Here is a 19970-nt window from a genome sequence, read left to right as displayed (position 1 = left end):
TAATGGCAGATACGCCAGCTTTCATCTCCACGCTTGAGGGGTTCGAGTGGGACGGCGCCAACACCGCCAAGAATATGCTCGGCCATGGAGTATCGCAGGCGGAAGCTGAGGAGATTTTCTTCCACACTCCGCTCTTCGTCTTTGATGACCCGGCACATTCAGCAGCGGAGTCTCGCTTTGTGGCGCTTGGGTCGACGTCGGCCGGCCGCTTGCTTACAGCCGCATTTACGGTTCGCGGTAAACGCATTCGCATTATTTCAGTTCGCGACATGAGTCGCAAGGAGCGGCGAGCATATGACCAGGCGCACTAAGAAGTTCAAGACGATTCCAGAGTTCAAGTCGGATGAAGAGGCAGGCGCGTTCTGGATGACCCACGACACAACTGAATACCTGGATTGGAGCAAGGCGCAACGGGTTACGTTCCCGAATCTTCGTCCTTCGACGGCTACGATATCATTGCGATTGCCTCAAGGTCTTCTGAACGAACTGCGCACATTGGCAAACGAACGCGATGTGCCGTATCAGTCGCTTCTCAAGGTATTTCTTGCCGAACGCGTGGCCAAGGAGCGCGATCGGCCGCGGCGTCGTTTGCGTGCGAGTGCCTGACACTCGTTGAAGCTGTCGACCCGATCCAATGATGGTCGCTTGCCTCGCATTTTGTATGATTCGCCCGCAGCTAACTGAAGGCGTTTGATATGACTGGGCTGGTGTAAAGAGTTGGCTAAGGTGATCGAATTGAGAGGTCGAAGTATTCTATACCGCAGTCAACACGTCCGCACGCAAGGATAGGAAGAGAACATGGCCAAGCTCGTATTCGGAATGAATCAGTCCCTGGACGGGTACGTTGACCATATGGCGTTCGCGCCCGGCCCCACGCTATTTCGCCACTTCATCAAGGAAGCTCAGGGGCAGGCGGGCAGTGTTTACGGCCGCCGAATGTATGAGATCATGCGTTACTGGGACGAAGACCATCCCGAATGGAATGCCGACGAACGCGCCTTCGCGGCGGCGTGGCGAAACCAACCGAAGTGGGTCGTCTCGCGCTCCTTGAAGGCGGTCGGCCCCAACGCCAACCTTGTCGAGGAAGATCTTGAGGGCGCGATCCGCGAGATCAAGGCCGAACGCGACGGGGAGATCGAAGTTGCTGGCCCAGACCTGGCGCACAGCTTAACCGAACTTGGTCTGATCGATGAATATCGAATTTATCTGCATCCCGTCGTCCTTGGTCACGGCACGCCGTATTTCGCTGGACCCCGGCCGCCGCTCCGCTTGATAGCTAGTGACCGGATTGACGAGGCTGTGATCCGGTTGACCTATGTTCCTGCCTGATTTCGTATTCCGCCCCATCACCGCGGGCGACCTGTCCATGATGCACGCCTGGCTGGCGCGCCCGCATGTTGCCGCGTGGTGGGGCGCGCCGCCGTCCCTGGCCGAGATCGAGAGGGACTACGGAGCCACCCTCGCCGGGGCGGTTCCGCACTGGTGTTACCTCGCCTACCGCAACGAGCGACCGATCGGCTTCATTCAGGCGTACGCTCCGGTGGGGTTTCACCATGAGGGCTGGTGGCTCGATGAGCACGACCCTGGAGTGCGCGGGGTTGATCAGTTTTTGATCGACGCCGACCAACTCGGGCGCGGACTCGGGACGGAGATGGTCCGCGCATTCGTTGCGAAGCTTTTCACCGACAAGGCAGTCACGCGCGTCCAGACCGACCCCGCCCCCGAGAACGGCCGGGCAATCCGATGCTACGAGAAGGCGGGCTTTCGCGCGGCCGGCGAGGTTGACACGCCGGACGGCCGTGCGCTTCTCATGTACGCCGACCGGCCCGCGGGGGACGGGTCAGTAGGGCCGACCACTGAGCGCCAGGCTGCCGCCTAAAGTGCCTCAGGCTGAAAACAGGGCGTTTCTCTCCCAGCAAAAGCGGATGATTGCCAAGGTCGCGGATTCTCGCCCGTTGCTTCTGGTGGAGTTAGCCAAGGACCAGCCGGTGGCGGTGCTGGCCGCAACAGCCATTTGGTCGCGGGACCAGAACGCGAATGTGCGCCGCGCGGCCAGCGAGGGCTTGCGGGGGCTCGTGCAACGGCAGCCCTCGGACGTTCGCATGGTGCTCGAGCAGCTTCGCGCAGATCCTGATCCGTACGTCAAGAAGTCGGTAGCCAACGTACTACGGAATGCGACACGGACGCAGCCGGACTTCGTGCTGGAGTTGTGCGCCGCGTGGGCCCGCGAGTCGAGCCCCCACACCCGGTGGATTGTCCGGGACGGGCTCCGGAAGATGACGGTGCTACGCCCGGCCGAAGCCGCGCGTGTTCTGGCACAGGTCGCGCCTTCGGCTTAACGTACGTTAGACGACAAGCAACGCCGACCTTCTCCGGCTTTAGCGCCCGCAGTGTAGTGGTTTTGCGCGGTAACCTCCGGCTTCCTTGGGGAAGAATGGCGTGGTGGTGCGGCAGACTCAATAATCCTGTGGGGCCGCCACCGCCAGACACGCGCACGCACGTCAGGAAGAGCTACGAGGATCATGAACTCAAAATCTCTGAACATCATCAAGCGTTACCTGTCGGGTGACCTCGGTCTCGAGTCTGCCGCCGAAGAACTTCATCGAGGGGGCGAGTTTGCGATTTTTTCGGCGCCTGATGTTTCCGGTTCGACTGACCATGGGCGCCTCGAGGAGTTGATGGGACGAGTTCTATGGTTGACGCTTCAAGAATCCTCTCCAGACAATGTCCCGGAGACGCCGTTTGGCGCAGCGGAGATTCGCGAAATCGCCAGCGGCGTCTTCTTTGATGAATTCAGTGAGGAGCCCAGCCAGGATAAAGATCCAGATTCCGCGGGCGTTCCCTAACACACGCTGATGCTGACAAACGATTCAGGGTTGCTCGCTTCGCTCGCGAAAGTACGGTTCGTCTGCAGCATAGCGGCAGGTCGTCAGCCAAAGACGCGGCTTGTGCGCGCAGCGAATTGGATCTTCCTACTATTTGGCATCGCTGCAACATTCGCCGTGCCTCAACCTCAGGCGTTCGTCTTGCTCCTATGCCTTGGGGCGCAAGCGTTCGCGAGTCGCTGGACCATTCCGGGCCCTGTCTAGCACACGTTGAAGTTGACGGGCGATTTAACGAAGTTCGCTCGCATCTTGTTTGATCGGCCCACAGCTTAACTGAAGGCGTTACAGAACAGGTGACTCCTTCTCTCCTCAACGCTCGCCGAGTCTAGAATGCCGCAGTGGCCCGCGTGGTGGGACTGGGATATTGCACTGAGCTCGCATCTGTTCAAGCGCATGCTCGACCGGAGTTTCAACGAGCTTGAGGTGCGCCGCATGCTCTCCGTCGCGACTGGTATTCGACCTGACGTCGTTGCTGGCCGCTGGATCGTCGCTACACGGCACCGTCGCGCCGCTTGGGAAGTTATTGTGGAACCGGATGCCGATGCGCAACTTGTAGTGGTGATCACCGCGTATCCTGTTGAATCATGAAGGAAGCCTATCTCGAAGTCACGTATCGGCACGGCCAACCGCTCGCCGCGTACTTTTACCTCCCGCGCGCGAGTAGGTCGAAGAGCGTTCGCACTCAACGGGTTGATCCAGGCATGATCATCGATCTGGACGCGCGCGGTCGCCCGCTCGGCATTGAAATAACAGCCCCCGGACAGTTGAAACTCGCGGCACTCAATCGTGTGCTTCGCGAACTGGGGTGCGATCCAGTCCGCCGCACCGATCTTGCGCCGCTTCGGGCCGCCTAAGTCGAGTTTGTGCGCGGTCTGTATGACACACGCTGATGCCGACAAGCGATTTATTGTTGCTCGCTGCGCTCCGGATTATATAATTCGCTTGCGGCACCCAAGGCCAAGCGAAACCCTTACGCCAAGCGCCTCAAGCAATCCGTGACGATGCGACTTGATACGGCAACGGTGGAATATTCCAAGGGTCTCGCCGGGGAGCTCGATGTTCCGTATCAGACGCTAATCAACTTGTATCTTCGCGATTGCGCGATCACTGGTCGGCGCCCAGCCATGCATTGGAGCCCGTCTCGCTCGGGCGCGGCCTGACACTCGTTGAAGTTATTGAATCTCGCTACGCTCGCATTTTGTTTAATTCGCCCGTAGCTGAACTCCAGCGTTGGGCTGCCGCTCAGTTCAAGCGGCGGGAAAATCCGCGTCCTGTCGGCCCAATTCGAGACCTGCGTCTGGTGTGTGCCATTTTTTTACCCCAATCGTAAGATCCTGTGAACCCACGGGGCACGTGCGGCGCAAGTCGACAAGCGCCGCGAGTCACGCTGAACTATTTCATCGACTTCACGTGCGCCACAAACTGGTCGACGGCGATCTCGGTCCCCTGCTGCCAACCCGTCGCCTTATTTTTCTCAAAGTCTGCTTCATCCCGGTGCAGCGCCGTGAAGACGTAGCGAGTTCCGGCTCCCACGGTTTCCATCGTGACGATGGCGGTGATCGGAATGTCGTCAAAGACTGCCGGACGATAGCCGGGAAACAACATGGAAGTCCAGATGAGCCGCTCCATCGGAATGACTTCCAGGAAACAGCCGAGATTGGGAAACTCCTGACCCTCGCCCACTGCAATGTCGATACGGAAGATGCCGCCCGGTCGCACGTCCATTTCGCAATTCGAAATACGACCCCAAGGCTTGGGCATGTACCACTCCTTGAGATGTTCCGGTTTCGTCAACGCTTCCCAGACGAGATGCCTGGGAGCGTCGATGAACCGTTCGAGAGCGAAATCAAGTTTCGGATTAATCGTTATGGGCTTGCTCATGATTTTGATTCCCGCTCCTCGAGTTGTTTGACGTATTCGTCGAACCGGTCCAATCGGGCCTCCCACAATTGACGCTGCTCGGTCAGCCAATGCTCAGCGACTTTGAACCGTTTGGGGGCAATCTCATAGGTCCGCACCCGCCCTCGCTTCTTCGACTTCACCAGTCGGCTCTGTTCGAGCACCGATAGGTGCTGCACGAATGACGGGAGTTTCATGTCGAACGGTGCTGCCAGCTCGCTGACTGTGGCTGGTCCGAGAGACAGTTGCTCGAGGACTTTGCGCCGAGTCGAATTGGACAAGGCATGAAAAACATCGTCAGCGACTGCGGATTGGGCCATTTCAACACCATTCGATTTGTTGGGTTACCCGATCTGACCGAGAGATTCTATCATCGGACAATACTAAGGTCAATACCTAAGTATTGTCTGACTTGGGAGCTAAAGGCGGTAGCCGTGCGGATGCATCGAATGATCCCTGTTGGCCGGCGCAGGTTCGAGAGACTGGTTTGACGGCCTGCTCTTTGAGAGTGTTGTCTGTGCGAATCGCCACAGGTTGTCCCGTCCGTTAACCCAGGACGTCGCGCAGCCGCGCCGAGTGTCGCCGGCTCATGATTACTGGATCGGGGAATCCGCGAACCTTGATCCTGTAGCTGTAATGAAACCATGGCTCGACACGCTCGACGTGTTTGAGATTCACCAGCGCCGACCGGTGCACGCGGACGAAGTCGCCGGAGGCGAGACGCCTCTGCCAATCCACGAGTCCTCGCGCGCTGCCGCGCGCGCGTCCGTCACGAGTGAAAACACGAGTGTTGCCGCCCTCGGCTTCGATGTGAGTGATGTCGGCGAGCTCGATGAATTCCTGGGTTCCGCCTGAGTCGAGAAACACCCATCGGGTGGCTGAGTACAACTTTGGCGCGCGAGCATCTGTCTCCGGCGCCGGGCCGGCAAGTCGTGCTCGAAGGCGATCGATCGACGACCGAAGCCGCCTCGGGTCAACGGGCTTCACGAGGTAGTCCATCGCGCTCTCCTCGAACGCGCGCACAGCGTAATGGTCGTACGCGGTCACGAAGATCACCGCGGTCTCGTCATCGATGTCGGGGAGCAGCTCGAATCCCGAACGGCGGCCGAGCCGAATGTCGAGAAAGACAACATCTGGCCGTGTTCGTAGCAGGAGTCCGCGCCCAACGTCGAGGTCACCTGCTTCGCCAACGACCCGGATTCCTTCATGCTCATCGAGTAACCGTCGCATCTCCCGCCTGGCCGGAAGCTCATCATCGACGATGACTGCCTTGATCACGACTGCTCTCCGTCCGAAGCGCGCCGCAGCGGTGCGTTGATCGTAACTTCAGCGATCACAACGCGATCACCTTCTGAAAGGTGAAAGGCATGCGCGTCGCCATAGAGGTGAGCGAGCCGAGACTCTGTCAGTTTCAGTCCGACCCCGTCGTAACGACTTGCTCCAATGAGGGAGCCGCTGTTTTCGATTCGCAGACGTAGCTCTTCCTCCTTCATCGACGCTGTGACGAGAATGCGCCGAATCCCGGTACAATCGGGCTCGCCGTGCTTGACGGCGTTCTCCAGCAAGGGCTGTAGAATCAGCGGTGGCACAAGGATGTCTGCCGATGAAGGATCGATCTCGAACGCCACATCCATTGCCGACTCGAATCGAGCCTGCTCGACACCGAGGTAGTCGCGCGCCAACTCGATTTCCTGCCCCAGATGAACCGGTATCGTGGCGTCGAATGAGATGACCCTCCTCAGGAACGATGAGAGTCGACTCACCACCTCACGGGTTCGCGTCGCATCCTCGGCCGCCAGCGACCTGATTGTGTTCAGCGAGTTGAAAAGAAAGTGCGGGTTGAGCTGTGCGGCGAGAAGACTCAGCCGGGCACTCTGCATGTCCACTTGTTGCTTCAGGAGCTCTTCGCGCTGGGCACTGCTCCGCTCGAATAGCATGAGGCCAACGTATGCGCCCGTCCACGCCAGCATCACGAACAGGTAGTCCAGATCCATGCCGCGCGGGAAACGGTCCCATGGAATCGAGAGCTGGAACGCAGAGGCGGTAATGACAAGAACGACACGATCGAGAAACATCCAGGCGAATGCGGCAATCACCGCTCCCAGGCCTGCGATAAATCCGAGAGTCGCGCGGTGGGAGAAGCGCCTCCATTGAAGCACAGGGACAAGCAGGCTGCTGACGCCAAACCCCGTAATGGCGCGCACCGCCTTTGCGATTGCGATGACTTGTCGTTCTTCCGGCAGAATTGCGGGTATCGATGCCGCGTAGTGCACGACTCCATACGTCGTCCATACGACTAGCTGAAGGGCAAGGAATTTCTTCACGTCGAAGGTATGACGTTTCGCCGTCGCCGATTTGGCTACGACTTTACCAGATTCCACTTGCCTTTTCGCTTCACGATTAGCAGTGAGAGGTCGCTCTCCATGTAATTCCGGCACCGCATGTGGTGCACGTACTTCACCTTGACTCCCACTGAGTCGGGTGTGAAATGGACAATGGGAGAGATTCGGACAACTCCTCCGCTTCTTGAATCCGTCTCCTGCCAGGCCGTGAGCTTCTCGAATCTTACGCCTAACCGGCGTAGAAGTGAATCGCGTATCTCTGGCGCGAGAGTCCGTGATGAATCGCCTTCCACTGTCAGAAGGCGCGAATCCAGCCAGCGCACCTGATTTCGCGCAGGAGTGAAGAAGCGGAGGGCGGCAACATAAATATCGACGCTTCCTGACACCGAAGCAGCGCTCGATTGGCTGAGCGCCTCATCAGACAATAGCATCGCGGCCAGGCTGAGTATCCGGAAGATCACTTGACCTTCCTCCTTGCCGTGAATGCGAAGTCTCTGTACAGCGCGCGCACCTTGATCGAGTCGGCGGCGAGGCCGCTGCCTGTTGCTTCGACCATCGACCAAAGGGCCCGCGCGAGCCAGGTTCGAGGTCCCTGAGGAATGAGCACATCGACAGGTACCGATCCCAAGTACGCAACGAGATTGTTTTCAACCCTCCGGATCTCGATGCTTGTGCCAGGCGGCACCGGCAATGCTCCATCGGGAAAGCTGTATGTACCAGCGAGGGTACGCATATCGCGGGCAAGGGCTCTCACTGGGCTCACGACAGGCAGAGCCCGCGGCGCTTCACCTCGCCAAATCGCCTCGGCACCCGACGCGACATCCGCTGCCATTCCCGCCGCGTAGTTGTTGCTGAGAACGACGGTGGTGATGTCGCGTTTCCTGTCGTGCCGCATGACGACGTTGAACCCGGGCGCGCGGCCCTGAAACGCGAATCCGCTGTCCTTGTCCGGGAACAGCTCAGCCCAGGTTCGATGCTTTAGAATATTGCTTCGGCCGATCGCTCGCGCCCATCTCACCAGATCGCGAGACGACGACACCAGAGATCCTCCACCCATCTTGGTATTCATCTCCTGAAACGGAGCACGAACAAGTCGGTTCGGCATCTCAGGGCTCGGCATGTATCCCTGCGCGAGGTGCTCCACGATCATCCCATCGGCTTCATGAATGGTCTGTTCGAGATGCAGCGGATGGAGTATCTCGCGGTCCAAAACTCTGTCGAACCGTTCGTGTGTGGCCAGCTCCACTACCCTGGCTAGAACCGCGTATCCGCCGTTACTGTATCGGTAACGTGTTCCGGGTTCGAAGTCGAGGCGCCCACGTGCGATCGAATCAACAAGTTGTGAAAGGGAATTTGGCTGGAAGGCTTCCTCGTCGTACGGGAGGGAGTTGACATTCGGGATCCCGGAGCGGTGATCGAGCAGCATGCGCACCGTGATGCGGTTCGCCGACGGAATCGCAGGCAGCCATCGTGACAACGTGTCATCGATCGACAGCAGTTTCTGGTCGGCGAGTTTTCCTATGAGCGCCCTGGTAAATGATTTCGAGATGGATGCGATTCGAAATACAGTCGAGCCACGTATGGGAATGCGATTCTCTACGTCCGCGAGTCCATACGACCGCTCGACGATGTATCTACCTCTTTGCGCCACAAGAATCGTCCCGCTGAAAACCTGAAGATCGAGCAGCGGTGCCATGTATTTATCCAGTCTCGTCGCGCCCGATGTCACTACGCGTGCCGCGGTCTGGGCCGGCAAGCCTTCATGAATGCACAGGAACGACCCCACACATGTCATCGCGAGCCACTTTTTCATCTTCCCCCCTTTGGTGATCGGTCGAGGGCAACTTCACCTCTGGGCGACTTCCCGCACACAGTTCAGCCGCAAGCGGCTGAATAGCGGCCTGACCGGTTGCGGCCGCGCCCCCGTTTCGCACAAGGCACTTTGCATTGTCAATGCAGTCAGCGTTTTCGTGCGCACGATCATGTTGAGCATCGTGAGCAGCTTTCGCTTGCACGCGACCAATGCCAGCTTCTTCGGTTTCCCCCGTCGCCGACACCCGTCCTAATGAGTAATTCGGGCTCGAGGGCACCGTCGGCCCCTACAGCTGTTCAGGCTCTCGCGACGAAAGCAGAATGCGCCGCTCCGGCTAACGCACGGTGTTTTCCACCGAGACCGCATCGAGCTGGCGCACTCCACATCAATGATGCAGAATCAGATCAGAAGAACAATGAAGAACCAGATACAAGACCGCTCCCGCCATCGGCTTACTGCATGCATCGCCGGCTCCTTTGCTCAATGAGCGTCGTACTCGCGATCGGATGTAAGGCGATCCCAGATGCGAAGGCCCATCACGTCGGCACGATCAGTTTCAAGAGCTCCTGGGGCTATATGATCCAAGATCCCGCAGGCTGCGACTGGCTCAAGCCAGGCTGCGAAGCCGCCGAGGTTGACGTACCTTCGTCCGCGCGCGTCGTCTGGCGAGCCGGAGGCAAAGCATCGATCCGCGATCTTGTTCCCGGTCGACGTATTTCGGTATGGACGACCGGGCCAACACAGGACCGTTTGCCGGTCATCGTCACTGCGCGGACGGTTGTTATCGAAGGTGACCGTTGAATATCGCTTCATGGTGCGAAGTGCAACGTTCATTCGTGCGGCCTAACCGAACGCCGAACCTGACGAGGGTTCTTGCACCACTTTCGTAGATACTTCCACCTAAGGGCCAGCCTGAAGGCGTTTAGCCCGCCAACCGGACGAGTCTCTATGCGTATTGCCTTCATTGCCTGCAGTCTTGGCCTTCTTGCAACATTGGCGGTACCTGTCGGCGCCCAGCCGAGTGCCGTCGAGGCGGGCGACGGTCAGCCGGTGGGGGCACGCCTCACGGGCCGGGCCGCGGCCGTGCCGCTTGCTGCACCGTATTACCACCGGACGAACCGTGACACCGGCCCGGCGCGTCGCGGAGGCCCCGATCTGGAGGTGGAGGTCCGGGCCGCCAGCCGGTACGCCGGATGGGGGGGCGCAATGGGGGCCGCGATCGGTGTGGGGGCTGGCCTGGTGCGCAGCCGCCGCTCGGAACACGGCTCGCTTCTTCGCGCTTTCCAAGTGGTGGCCTATGGCCTCACGGGATCCGTGGTGGGTATCACGGCCGGCAGCGCCGTCTACGTTGTGCGTCGGCTGAGCGGTTGGCGCCCCGCGACCTGACATGGCGTTGCTGCTGCCGAGGTGAGTACGACAAGTACGTCCACTGGCATCATCACGTCATGGTTCCAACCATGTGCGACTCGAACGTCCCCACAATCTCGAACGCGATTGGAACGGACGCGTAGGCAGCGAGAAGTGACGGACCTTCTTCAATAATTTCGATGTTCATCGACGTCGAACATTCTGCGGGCAACGCCCAGGTCATTTTCCGGCGGCAGGGCTCTTCAGGTAGGAAGCCGGAATCGGATTGACCGGCCGCTCGCCTTCCCAGAAGACGGTAACGACCCACCAGCGCCGGCCATCGAAGAACAGTTGGATGCTGTTGATGCCACGCGCAAACGGCACCGGGTCTGCACTCGCGCGCCGGCTCTCGTAGGTGCTGAAAACATGAGTCATCCCTCCATATCGTTCGGTGCGCCGCGCGATCTCTTTTTCGAAGAAGCCCGACGATTCGAGACCTGGTCCGGCCCGGCTAATGTATTGCTCGACGTCCAGCATTCGAAGGCTCGCGACGCTGTCAGGCCGGTAGATCGCAGGGATCAATCGCGCGCCAGGCACGAACAGCGACCGCATTCGGTCCCAATTCCTGCGCTGCCCGGCCGGACCGGAGATCACGTCGTACAAAGCGGCGACAATCGCTTCCTGCGACGCGACATCCTCGGCTCTTGGCGTTCGCGCGGCGAGACGGCTCGTGGAATCGACGGTCTGAGCGTGCGCCGGGCGGGAAAAACAGGGAACGACGCCAATAGTCACGAGCGTCAGAGTGAGAACGAGCTTTCTCAACGCAAAACCATCTGGAATTCGTTCGAGGTAGCGGCGACCTTCTTCGCTCCCTTTGCGTGTGCTACGGCGCCCTCGGTGAAGTCCCACCGAAGCCGGTATGTGCCGTCAATCGAATCGACCATGAGCGTCGGGTAGCTATTATTTCCCGGCTGAAATGCCACAAAATCGAGCACGCCGTTGAAGTTCTCTCCGCTTCCTACCGTGAAATCAGGGATGGTCTGGCAAAGCAGATACACCGGTTCGTAGGCCGGAACCCAACGACCGCCAACGTTTTTTTCGAGCTGGGGATCCATCGGCCCGCCGCAGCCCGCTTTGGAAACAGGCCTGTCCGTATTGTTGACATACACAAATCCGATCTTCGCAGAATACGCCTTTCCGTTAAAACGCACTCCAACTTCGACGGAATCTGTACGGAGAGATGCGGCTGTTGGATCGTTCGACGTGACCAGCGGCTGACATGCGACGATGGATGTCAGCAACCCAAACGTCATGAGCGTTGCCCCGCCGCTAAGCCTCTTTGTCACCCCGGCTGCGAATAGCATCATTGCATCTCCATGGTCACCGGTTGTAAGTCGCCCGGCCGATTCGGCCGTCGGTATTTACTGATGATAACCCGACATCCGTTGTTTCGCTTTCTGCAGCCGGATACCGCGGATCATCAGCCAGAACCCGGTGGTGACCTCGGCGATACCCATCACGCCCCACCCGTACTGAAGCGTGCGGGCGTACTCGGGAAATGTCAGTGCGCCGAGGCTCACGATCAACAACACGACTGATGCAATCATGCCCCAGGCGGCCAGTGGTCTCGGAACGTATCGCGATTTGTAGAACAGATAGAAAAAAATCGTTGACCCAAGGCTCAGAAACGTCATCGAGATGTGGAAGCCGCTCCCAGCGGCACTCCAGAGAACAGCGGTCAGCCCCTGAAGCTGGTCGTCCTGAAATGCTCCACTCCTCGGCGTGACGGTGTAAAGCTGAAGCACCGCGTAGCTGAAAATGACGGTGACGCCGCCGACGACTGCCTGCCCTATCTCGAAAAGGAGCGCGAGCTGGGCCAGCCGTTTGTTCACCGGCTCGAGGGCTACGTACAGTGAAAAGGCGAGGATCACGATAATGACCCAGCTAATCGTAAACGTCGTTAACGCTATCCGATAAAGGTGTTCGGAAGCGACGATTCTCTCAGCCCTCTCCGCGAAATCGCCAGGGCCTCTGATCCTCAACGGTATCAGAGTCCCGACTATAGCCGTGGCGTAGTTGACGAGGTACATGAAACCGGCAAGTCTCGCATATCGAAGTTGTGTGCCGTCGATTGAACTCTCGTCCATCTAGATCCTCGTTCTTGCCGACTGATTCCGCGCCGGCGTGACGACGTGGAACGATCGGCTTATACGAACGCGCCACAGCCAGTAAAACATCGTGACGAGCACCGCGAGCACAGGCATGGCGAGTAGCGGAAAGATCCGCACCGGTTCGGGGATAACCTTCGCCTGACCGATAAAGAACGACATCGCTGCGATGAAGAGCGCGAACGACATACGCCAGAGGTGCCTCGCAAGCCGGAATGGGCCGCGAAGTGCGCCGGACCTTATCATGCGGGCATCACCCGCACTTCCCAGCAGCGCGACTACGCCAAACATGAAAAACGGAAACGCGGGAATCTGGTCTTTCGCTTCGCCAACACGGGCCAGTGCCTGGAATCCGAACATGAGATTGGCCATGCCCAGCGCGAGGGCTATTACCATTGCGCCGAGATTCAGCCAACGCGAACCTCTGGCAAGAGGTCTGACCGTGGTCAGGGAGGTGACCACGAGGTAGGCCGTCAGCAACGCGGCGGGGATGTTCAGCCTGGGCGCCACGCCACCGATCGCGGCTACCACGATACCGCTCGCTGACATTGTCAGCATTACATAGACAAAGACCATCCCCGCCTTGCGATGCAGCGTCGCTCCCTTAGCTGCATAAAGGGCGACGAAGCCTGAAATCAATCCGAGGCTACCGGTGATTATATGAAGCGCCAATGTCATTCGCATGAAATCATCTCCCGTCTGCGACGCTGACGACCTGCATCAAAAAGTCCGTTGAAGAGGAATTGGAGTTCGATACGGAATAACTTAGTTTTTAGTTTCAGGGCGTGGGACGCTCGTTGGTCGATTCGTGGAGCCGAAACGGCGTCGCCTCGAGAAACCGGGGGAGGCCCGAACCCGTACGACCCCGGGTAGACTTGTGATCGTCATGCCGCCGGAGGGACGCGATAAATGCTCTGCATTCTCTATGTGACCGCCATCGGCACCTTACTCGGTGTTGCCGGGCGTCTCGTCGAGCGGGTGTTGCCCGCGACGGCACCGCGCCGCTGGGTGTGGTGCGTCGTCATCGCAATCACCATGGCCGTCCCGCCCATCTACCGGACAAACCACGCCACATCCGTGACTGACGTCGTGGATCAACAGATGGTGCAGCCGCCTTCGGCCAACCCGCTCGCAGCCACGTCGGCCCCAACGTCGCAGATGAGCTGGTCAGCGCGTATCGAGTCGTACAATCCCATCATCCATCGCCTCTGGCTCATCACCTCAGCCGTGCTCATCATCTGGGGCCTGGCCAGTGCCTGGCGGGTGTCACGCATCCTATCGCTCTCACGCAGCGGACGAGGGAACGCGGGAGGGGCCGCAATCGTGGATGACGTCCCTGTCGTCGTCACTGACCTCGTGGGGCCTGCGACGGTAGGCGTACTGCGCTCACGCGTGCTGGTCCCACGCTGGGTGCTCGCCCTGCCAGGAGCCCAACGGCGATACGTCCTGCGGCATGAAGACGAGCACCGGAGAGCACACGACGCGCGGCTGCTGTTCGCGATGTCGCTTCCGATAATCCTGACGCCATGGAACCTCGCCCTATGGTGGCAGCTGCGACGGCTGCGGCTCGCGGTCGAGATGGATTGCGATAATCGGGTGGTGTCGGCACTCGGCGACGCGACCGCATACGGCGAGCTGCTGCTCAAGGTCGCGCAGGCCGCGAGTCACGGTCCGCGGCTTCAGCCGGCGCTGCTCGGAGTGGGGATGCTGGAGCAACGCCTTAAGCTGCTTCTTGCGCCCACACCGCTCCGGCATGCGCAGCGGTTCCTGCTGCCAGCCCTGGCATTCGCTCTCCTCTTCGTCGTGCTGTCGATGCCGCATCCGGTGCTGAGGCACAAATCCGATGCGCACGTCGCCGTGACGGCAGGCACGTTACCGAAGTGATTGTCAATTCGGCCAATACCAGTCAGGCTGCGTCGAACCAGAGGCCTCAACCATGACGGAACATCACCTGACCCAGCGCGAGCTCGACATAATGAGCGTGCTCTGGGAACTTGGCGAGGCGACAGTGACCACGGTACGCGACCGCGTCGATCCAGACCTCGCGTACACGAGCATATCAAGCATGATCCGGACGCTCGAGATGAAAGGCTATGTTTCGCACCGCCGCGGGGAGGGGAAGACGCACATCTACTTTCCCGCGATCGACGCCGAGACGGCCGGCGAGTCGACGCTCGATCGGGTGTTGAACCAGATCTACGGAGGATCGCCAATCAAGCTTCTCGCCCACCTCGTGGAGAAACAGCGGCTGTCGGAAAAGGAGCTGGCACGCATGCGCGAGCTGTTGAAGGGCTCTAAAAAGGGGCGATAGAAGCGTCAGTCGCGCGTGAGAAGCGCGGGTCATGCGGTGATGTTGTTTGGGGGCATCAAGTGATGTACGTTTGATGCATGCGAACCACCCTCAATATCGATGACGCGTTGCTGCTCAAAGCGCACAAGCTCACGGGGATCGACGAGCGGACAGCCCTCCTTCATGAAGGGCTCCGCGCCCTGATCGCTCGCGAAAGCGCGCGGCGACTCGCCAGACTCGGCGCAACCGAGCCGAAGCTTCTGAATGTGCCGAGACGTCGTGTCGCCGCGCCGTGATACTCGCCGACACGTCCGTCTGGATCGAGCACCTGCGCACGGGGAGAACCGGCCTGGAGGCAGCGCTCACCGAGGGCGAGGTGCTCACCCATCCGCTCGTGCTGGGTGAGCTGGCGTGCGGCAACATCGCAAACCGCCGCGAAATCGTCGCGCTGCTTCGCGAGCTGTCCGTCGCGCGTGAGGCGTCGCACGCGGAAGCGATGACACTAATCGATAATCGCCGCTTGATGGGGCGCGGCGTCGGCTACATCGATGTTCAGCTCCTCGCCGCTACGGCGATCACCCCGCTCGCCCGTCTCTGGACGCTCGACCGGCGTCTCGCGAAGATCGCCGCCGAGATGGGAGTGGCGGCCTGACACGCGTCGGCCGGCTGTGCCGGCGAGCGCGCCACGTGAGTCCCGCCTCCACTCGGGACAAACCGAACCCGCCAGTGAAGGCCGTATAACCATCCACGACCTGCATGAGCTCCCGCCGCGGCGAGAGGGTGCCCGCGCTCGCGCCAAGGTGTAGCGCAAGCGGACTGGAAGCGCTGGGCGCGATAGCCATCGCCAAGCCCACGTCGGCGGCGACGAACAGCTGATCGCCTGACAACGTGCGCCCGCTCGCCAACCCTCGCGTAGTGACATTCGCGTTGGCGAGGCCGAGGCGCGGCACCACGCTCAGCGCGACGTGGCGGCCGCTTGCGAGTGTGGCCGAAAGGGCGATAGCCGCCCCGCCGAGTCGCGCCTCCTCACGGACGGGTTCCGGCGGGCAGTCTGCCGGGTCACGGAGGCCGAAGCACGTCTCTGCTGTCCGGTGCCGCGAGGACCGCAGCCGTTCATACCCGACTCGGAGCACGATCAGTCGGCCTAGGGGAAATCCCACCGTCGCGCCAACGCCGCGCGGGTCGCCTACGAGGTCGTGGCCGGACCAGCCCTGCACGGTCGAGAATCGGACTTCTTGTGCGCGCAGCGTCGTACCCACGGCCACCAGCGCGAGGGCCGTAGCGCCCAGGAGGAGCCGGGGCGGCAGACGGGTAGGAGAAAAATTCCGAATCATGAGGACGGACCTCCTATCCACGCATTTTCGTCCCAGGCGTGTTTGCGGTATGACGCGTCTGGCTCAGTTACGAGCGCGAGATACCACGGCGCTCAACGAACGAAGATAAACCCGCTGTGGAATAGCCGGCCATGGTCATGCGTTATGATCGAATCCGAATGTGAAGCGTCGTCACACGACCGGCCACCTCGACCGACTCCAGGGCAGGACTGCGGACAACGATCTCAGTGCCCTTTCCCGTAATCCGATGCGTGACGCCCTGTTGCGGCGACATGCTGGTCGCCAGCGTCCCGTCAATGCGTACCGCTGACGGCAGCATGATCACGACGCGATAGATCGGCAGCTCGCGGCTGTCGATCATCAATGGCCGGCCTTCGATCGCCAGGTCGAGCTCGGGAAGTCCCATCGACGCCCGTTTGACCAAAGGCAGCAACATTACCGCCGTAACCGGCGAGGTCGGACTCCTCCCCTTGCCGACAAACGAGAAACTCACCCCCACCCGCGGCGTACATGCAGAATCGCAACGGATCTCCACGATCAACCGATAAGGTTCGAGGGAAAGGAAGTCGCCGATCGGATCCTCGCTCCTTGGGACCGCGTCGCGCCCGGCGCGCCGCAACAGGCTGTCGTACCCGAAGCGCCGGCGCGCGATACCGAGCATCGAAGGGTCGCCGCCGATATGCGCAGCGCGACCGAGCAGTGAATCGAACGACGCGCCGGCGGCGAGATCGTGCTGCCAGCTCACGCCGAGCCGATCGAGCAGCAATCCCATGGCCGCGCCCGTTCCGTACGAGCGCCAGCGGAAGTAAAAATTTTCCGGTCCGCCTCCAAACACGGACAGGTTCCATCGGAGCGTTCTGATGATATCCTCTCGAGTCTCAGCTGAATCCGCGTGCAATGCGGTCGCTGAAGCGCGATAACCGACCAGGTGCGCTGTGCCTTCGATGCGCTCGAACCGCCGATCGACGCTACGTACCGAGTCGGGAAGCGCGGCCATCCGCTCGCTCCGCACTGTCAGAAACGCGGCGATGAGCGAATCAGTGGCCACGCCCGGCGGTGCCTCCAGAGCGCTGGCCAGAATGCGACGCTCCATCTCGATCGCAGCCACGATGTTCGGCGTTGCGGCATCCGGTGGCACGGACTGCCATCCCGACTGCTGCTCCGTTCCAGCGAAGGTACCGCGCTGATAGGCATGAAACGCCTCGTGAAAGAGTGTCGTGAGCGTCTTTTTCCGTCCGCGCTCGTTCTCGACCGCGGGGTAGGTGCGTGCGCCAACCGGATAGCCGAGGTCGATGCCCCCATTCAGGCCAGGAAGTGGGCCCTCCCTTCGATAGAGACGGCCGGTGAGGCCAGGCTCGGCTGACGACACGGCAATCCACGGCGCAGGCGGGCTACTTTCGGCAACGAGCCACGCGGGGCCCTCGCGGGAAAAGAGGATAAATCCGCGCTCGAACGGCCGGTATCCGGGCCAGATGGAGTCGACGCTGGTCGCGGCGCGGGAAACAGCGACGATGGTCGGGAGAATCTGATCGTCGGGCCGCGGCCGCGTGGTAGCGCAACCGGACGTCAGAAGGATCATGATCAGGACGTGGGACGCAGTGAGCATCGAGCGCGCGATGTTGGCGGTCATCGGGTTCCCAGGGCTTCGGACACGTGACGACATACCCCGCTCGCGACGGATCAGCGTCAGGGTGGCGCATGGTTCTCGGCAGAAATCGACTCGAGTGAGGATCGTGCGAATTAGAAGTTTTGCCCGCAGTTGCTTTGCCTTGATCGCGTTGACCAGCCTCGTCAGCTGTTCGGGTTCGCGTCACAAAAACGCCGTGACGCATGCAATGGCCGAGGTCGCAACCACGGGATTTCCTGCCAGGACCATTCCCAGATTTGACTAGCGCGGCGCTGTTCGGAGATACTCGTCTACGTTCCTGGCCAGCACGTCGAGCGGCACGTTGCCTCCACGCACGACAGTATCGTTGAACACCTTGACGTCGTACCTTGCGACGAGCGCCGCTTTCGCGCGCTCACGCTGTCGATTGATCTCGCTGTGGCCCACCTTGTAGCCGCACGCCTGTCCGGGCCACGAGCAATACCGATCCACCTCGCTTGCGACCTCTTGCGGATTCGAGCCGTTCACGTCCACGAAGTACCTTACGCCCTGGTCGCGCGTCCAGCGCTTTGCGTGAAGGCCAGTGTCAACGACCAGCCGGCACGCCCGGAAGGCGATCGATTGCAGATAGCCGAGTTTTCCGACTCGATCGTTGTCATAAACGCCTAGCTCGTCAGCGAGCTGCTCTGCGTAGAGTGCCCATCCTTCCGAGTACGCATTGAACGAGAGCATCTGCCGGATGAGCGGCATGTCGCGGGTGTACTCGCCCTGCCAGATGTGGCCGGGAATCGCTTCGTGGAATGCCAGATCCGCGAGGCTGTACTTGCTATGTAGATCGGTGGTCCGGAGGTTGATCCAGAACCGGCCGGGAATTTTTCCGTCGATGGACCCGGCGCCGCCGTACGCGGCGGGCGCGCCGGGCTCTTCCTCCGGCGGCAGCCGCTTCACCTCCATGTTCGGATCGACCACCTTCGTGAATGCGCGCGGCATCTGCGCCTCGATCCAGTCGAGCCGGTCCTTGATGAATGCCATGATCTCGGCGCGGCCCTTGTCCCCCTGGGCAAACTTGTAGCGAGGATCGCTCGCCAGACCTTTCATTCGTTCGCCAACGCTGCCCTGCGAGTAGCCGATTTCTCGCAGGACCGTGTCCATCTGCGCGTGCAGTCGCTTCACCTCGCTCAGACCGAGCTCGTGGACTTCGTCCGGCGACATCGACGTGGTTGTAGATGCCTTGAGCGCCCAGCGATAGAACGCCTCGCCATGCGGGCGCGCCGAGATTCCTGCGTCGTTTGTTGCGACGGTGCGCTCGGCCTCGAGCTCGCGGATCTGCCGGTCAAGCGCAGGCGCGATTTCCTGCGCGGCAATCGTGCGGGCGCGGCTGGCCCAGTTTCCGGGAATATTCTTCGACCGGCGGTCTATGGATTCCACAAGCGTCCCGCCTTCGCGCGCGTTCCTGGCGGAGAGGCGCATTTGCCGGAGCGCCTTATCTATGAGGAATGCCGGTGGGACGAGCCCGATATCGCGCGCTGCTCGTATGCGTCCGAGCTCGCCGTCTAGTTGCCGCGCGTACGACTGTAATCGCCCGAGATACGCCTCGGCGTCAGCAGCCTTCTCAATGCGATGATCGCTATCGAGGAAGCGCGGAATGTCGAGATAGGCGCCGACGTTCTGAATGACGACATAGGGCGTGTTACGCCAGCCGCCAACCGTGATGTCGCCGTAGGGAAGCGCGAAGCCTTCGAGTGATGTCGCGTAGGCGCTGCGCACGACGTCGAAGCTCGTGCGGGTGGCGTACGAGAGGCCACTCGCATTGAAGGCGTTGAGTCGGTCAAGGTCTGTTCGCAGCTGCCGCGCGATCCGCTGCTGCCCCGCCGCTGAACGGTCGGTGAGCTGGGACCTGAAGCCGGCTCTAGCACCAATGTCGATGCCGAGCGAGGTCGCGCTCTCTGGAGACAGGCTCAGGAGGTTGTTTGCGATGCCATCGAGCAATGCGAGGGCGTCAGCGTCGCTCGCTGCGGTCGGCGGCGACGTTCGGTACCCGCCGCACGCGGAAATCATCGGGAGGGCAGCGACGGATGCCAGGGCCCCTAACATTTCTCTGCGCGTAAGGAATTCTGGAGTCATGGATGCATCGACCGTTCCTGGGTAGCTGCCCTGCGGGGTTCACCTGGTTCCCGAAATTGATGTTGCATCTAATGTCGCGAGTTAAGGTGCGAACGAACCCAACGCAAGGCTAGCGCGACTTCGCGGCTGAACTGCCCCGTTTGACTCGATCTTACACAGGAG

At 60.6% G+C, this 19970-nt stretch carries 27 protein-coding genes; 14 read left to right on the top strand and 13 right to left on the bottom strand.

Translation table 11 applies throughout. The annotated features are described in order from the left end of the window. Positions 1 to 2 precede the first annotated feature (2 nt). From WKF55_08050 to WKF55_08015, 8 genes are all read left to right on the top strand, one after another. The gene (locus tag WKF55_08050) at positions 3 to 311 is read left to right on the top strand and encodes a BrnT family toxin (GenBank protein MEJ7759534.1); all 309 of its coding nucleotides are present in this window, start codon (positions 3 to 5) and stop codon (positions 309 to 311) included. Beyond that, positions 295 to 606 carry a BrnA antitoxin family protein gene (locus WKF55_08045; protein MEJ7759533.1) on the top strand — a complete coding sequence of 104 codons (312 nt, stop codon included), beginning with the start codon at positions 295 to 297 and terminating at the stop codon, positions 604 to 606. Before WKF55_08050 ends, WKF55_08045 begins: the two co-directional genes overlap by 17 nt. 192 nt (positions 607 to 798) lie before the next feature. Further along, positions 799 to 1329 (top strand): dihydrofolate reductase family protein, encoded by a 531-nt coding sequence (locus WKF55_08040; protein MEJ7759532.1) that lies wholly within the window; start codon positions 799 to 801, stop codon positions 1327 to 1329. Further along, positions 1316 to 1879 (top strand): GNAT family N-acetyltransferase, encoded by a 564-nt coding sequence (locus WKF55_08035; protein MEJ7759531.1) that lies wholly within the window; start codon positions 1316 to 1318, stop codon positions 1877 to 1879. Before WKF55_08040 ends, WKF55_08035 begins: the two co-directional genes overlap by 14 nt. A 1-nt stretch (position 1880) precedes the next feature. After that, on the top strand, positions 1881 to 2339 hold the full coding sequence (locus tag WKF55_08030; GenBank protein ID MEJ7759530.1) for a DNA alkylation repair protein: 459 nt from the start codon (positions 1881 to 1883) through the stop codon (positions 2337 to 2339). A gap of 183 nt (positions 2340 to 2522) precedes the next feature. Next, positions 2523 to 2846: a hypothetical protein gene (locus tag WKF55_08025; protein MEJ7759529.1), complete on the top strand. Its 324-nt coding sequence runs from the start codon at positions 2523 to 2525 to the stop codon at positions 2844 to 2846. A gap of 369 nt (positions 2847 to 3215) precedes the next feature. Next, on the top strand, positions 3216 to 3473 hold the full coding sequence (locus WKF55_08020; GenBank protein MEJ7759528.1) for a hypothetical protein: 258 nt from the start codon (positions 3216 to 3218) through the stop codon (positions 3471 to 3473). Beyond that, entirely contained in the window at positions 3470 to 3739 is a 270-nt protein-coding gene (locus tag WKF55_08015) for a DUF2283 domain-containing protein (protein ID MEJ7759527.1), read from the top strand. The genes WKF55_08020 and WKF55_08015 overlap by 4 nt, the downstream gene beginning before the upstream one ends. A 538-nt stretch (positions 3740 to 4277) precedes the next feature. On the opposite strand, the gene WKF55_08010 is transcribed toward WKF55_08015, so the two are convergent. The 6 genes from WKF55_08010 to WKF55_07985 form a co-directional block, all read right to left on the bottom strand. Continuing rightward, the gene (locus WKF55_08010; protein MEJ7759526.1) at positions 4278 to 4766 is read right to left on the bottom strand and encodes an SRPBCC family protein; all 489 of its coding nucleotides are present in this window, start codon (positions 4764 to 4766) and stop codon (positions 4278 to 4280) included. Continuing rightward, positions 4763 to 5104 (bottom strand): metalloregulator ArsR/SmtB family transcription factor, encoded by a 342-nt coding sequence (locus WKF55_08005; GenBank protein MEJ7759525.1) that lies wholly within the window; start codon positions 5102 to 5104, stop codon positions 4763 to 4765. The genes WKF55_08010 and WKF55_08005 overlap by 4 nt, the downstream gene beginning before the upstream one ends. A 226-nt stretch (positions 5105 to 5330) precedes the next feature. Continuing rightward, positions 5331 to 6062: a LytTR family DNA-binding domain-containing protein gene (locus WKF55_08000; protein MEJ7759524.1), complete on the bottom strand. Its 732-nt coding sequence runs from the start codon at positions 6060 to 6062 to the stop codon at positions 5331 to 5333. Further along, the gene (locus tag WKF55_07995; GenBank protein MEJ7759523.1) at positions 6059 to 7165 is read right to left on the bottom strand and encodes a histidine kinase; all 1107 of its coding nucleotides are present in this window, start codon (positions 7163 to 7165) and stop codon (positions 6059 to 6061) included. Before WKF55_07995 ends, WKF55_08000 begins: the two co-directional genes overlap by 4 nt. Continuing rightward, a complete protein-coding gene (locus WKF55_07990; GenBank protein ID MEJ7759522.1) occupies positions 7144 to 7587 on the bottom strand; it encodes a hypothetical protein in 444 nt (147 codons plus the stop codon). Before WKF55_07990 ends, WKF55_07995 begins: the two co-directional genes overlap by 22 nt. Further along, entirely contained in the window at positions 7584 to 8939 is a 1356-nt protein-coding gene (locus tag WKF55_07985) for a serine hydrolase domain-containing protein (protein MEJ7759521.1), read from the bottom strand. The genes WKF55_07990 and WKF55_07985 overlap by 4 nt, the downstream gene beginning before the upstream one ends. Positions 8940 to 9422: 483 nt before the next feature. On the opposite strand from WKF55_07985, the gene WKF55_07980 reads away from it, so the two are divergent. Together WKF55_07980 and WKF55_07975 are read left to right on the top strand one after the other, a co-directional pair. Continuing rightward, positions 9423 to 9740: a hypothetical protein gene (locus WKF55_07980; GenBank protein MEJ7759520.1), complete on the top strand. Its 318-nt coding sequence runs from the start codon at positions 9423 to 9425 to the stop codon at positions 9738 to 9740. Positions 9741 to 9887: 147 nt separating this feature from the next. Beyond that, on the top strand, positions 9888 to 10325 hold the full coding sequence (locus tag WKF55_07975; protein MEJ7759519.1) for a hypothetical protein: 438 nt from the start codon (positions 9888 to 9890) through the stop codon (positions 10323 to 10325). Between the two features lie 201 nt (positions 10326 to 10526). Here the strand turns inward: WKF55_07975 and WKF55_07970 are convergent, their stop codons facing one another. Genes WKF55_07970 through WKF55_07955 form a run of 4 tightly spaced genes read right to left on the bottom strand, consistent with a single transcriptional unit; the run spans position 10527 to position 13138 of the window. Then, positions 10527 to 11108 (bottom strand): hypothetical protein, encoded by a 582-nt coding sequence (locus tag WKF55_07970; protein MEJ7759518.1) that lies wholly within the window; start codon positions 11106 to 11108, stop codon positions 10527 to 10529. Continuing rightward, positions 11105 to 11653 (bottom strand): hypothetical protein, encoded by a 549-nt coding sequence (locus tag WKF55_07965; protein MEJ7759517.1) that lies wholly within the window; start codon positions 11651 to 11653, stop codon positions 11105 to 11107. Before WKF55_07965 ends, WKF55_07970 begins: the two co-directional genes overlap by 4 nt. A 54-nt stretch (positions 11654 to 11707) precedes the next feature. Next, entirely contained in the window at positions 11708 to 12433 is a 726-nt protein-coding gene (locus WKF55_07960) for a DUF4386 domain-containing protein (protein ID MEJ7759516.1), read from the bottom strand. After that, positions 12434 to 13138 (bottom strand): hypothetical protein, encoded by a 705-nt coding sequence (locus WKF55_07955; GenBank protein ID MEJ7759515.1) that lies wholly within the window; start codon positions 13136 to 13138, stop codon positions 12434 to 12436. 225 nt (positions 13139 to 13363) lie between these two features. Between WKF55_07955 and WKF55_07950 the strand changes: the two genes are divergently transcribed. From WKF55_07950 to WKF55_07935, 4 genes are all read left to right on the top strand, one after another. Beyond that, positions 13364 to 14338, top strand: a complete 975-nt coding sequence (locus tag WKF55_07950) for a M56 family metallopeptidase (protein MEJ7759514.1) — start codon at positions 13364 to 13366, stop codon at positions 14336 to 14338. A gap of 52 nt (positions 14339 to 14390) precedes the next feature. After that, positions 14391 to 14765: a BlaI/MecI/CopY family transcriptional regulator gene (locus tag WKF55_07945; GenBank protein MEJ7759513.1), complete on the top strand. Its 375-nt coding sequence runs from the start codon at positions 14391 to 14393 to the stop codon at positions 14763 to 14765. Between the two features lie 77 nt (positions 14766 to 14842). Next, on the top strand, positions 14843 to 15040 hold the full coding sequence (locus WKF55_07940; protein ID MEJ7759512.1) for a type II toxin-antitoxin system VapB family antitoxin: 198 nt from the start codon (positions 14843 to 14845) through the stop codon (positions 15038 to 15040). Continuing rightward, a complete protein-coding gene (locus WKF55_07935; GenBank protein MEJ7759511.1) occupies positions 15037 to 15396 on the top strand; it encodes a PIN domain-containing protein in 360 nt (119 codons plus the stop codon). The genes WKF55_07940 and WKF55_07935 overlap by 4 nt, the downstream gene beginning before the upstream one ends. Here the strand turns inward: WKF55_07935 and WKF55_07930 are convergent. The 3 genes from WKF55_07930 to WKF55_07920 form a co-directional block, all read right to left on the bottom strand. After that, positions 15320 to 16078 carry a hypothetical protein gene (locus WKF55_07930; protein MEJ7759510.1) on the bottom strand — a complete coding sequence of 253 codons (759 nt, stop codon included), beginning with the start codon at positions 16076 to 16078 and terminating at the stop codon, positions 15320 to 15322. The two genes, WKF55_07935 and WKF55_07930, sit on opposite strands and share 77 nt — an antisense overlap. Before the next feature lie 142 nt (positions 16079 to 16220). Further along, the gene (locus WKF55_07925; protein ID MEJ7759509.1) at positions 16221 to 17708 is read right to left on the bottom strand and encodes a hypothetical protein; all 1488 of its coding nucleotides are present in this window, start codon (positions 17706 to 17708) and stop codon (positions 16221 to 16223) included. 258 nt (positions 17709 to 17966) lie between these two features. After that, complete coding sequence (locus tag WKF55_07920) at positions 17967 to 19742, bottom strand: DUF885 domain-containing protein (GenBank protein MEJ7759508.1); 1776 nt, start codon at positions 19740 to 19742, stop codon at positions 17967 to 17969. Positions 19743 to 19970 lie beyond the last annotated feature (228 nt).

It is taken from the genome of Gemmatimonadaceae bacterium (genome assembly GCA_037721215.1).
Lineage (GTDB): Bacteria > Gemmatimonadota > Gemmatimonadetes > Gemmatimonadales > Gemmatimonadaceae > UBA4720.
The sequence above is the reverse complement of the archived record's forward strand: the minus strand, read 5'-3'. Positions and strand labels throughout refer to the sequence as shown.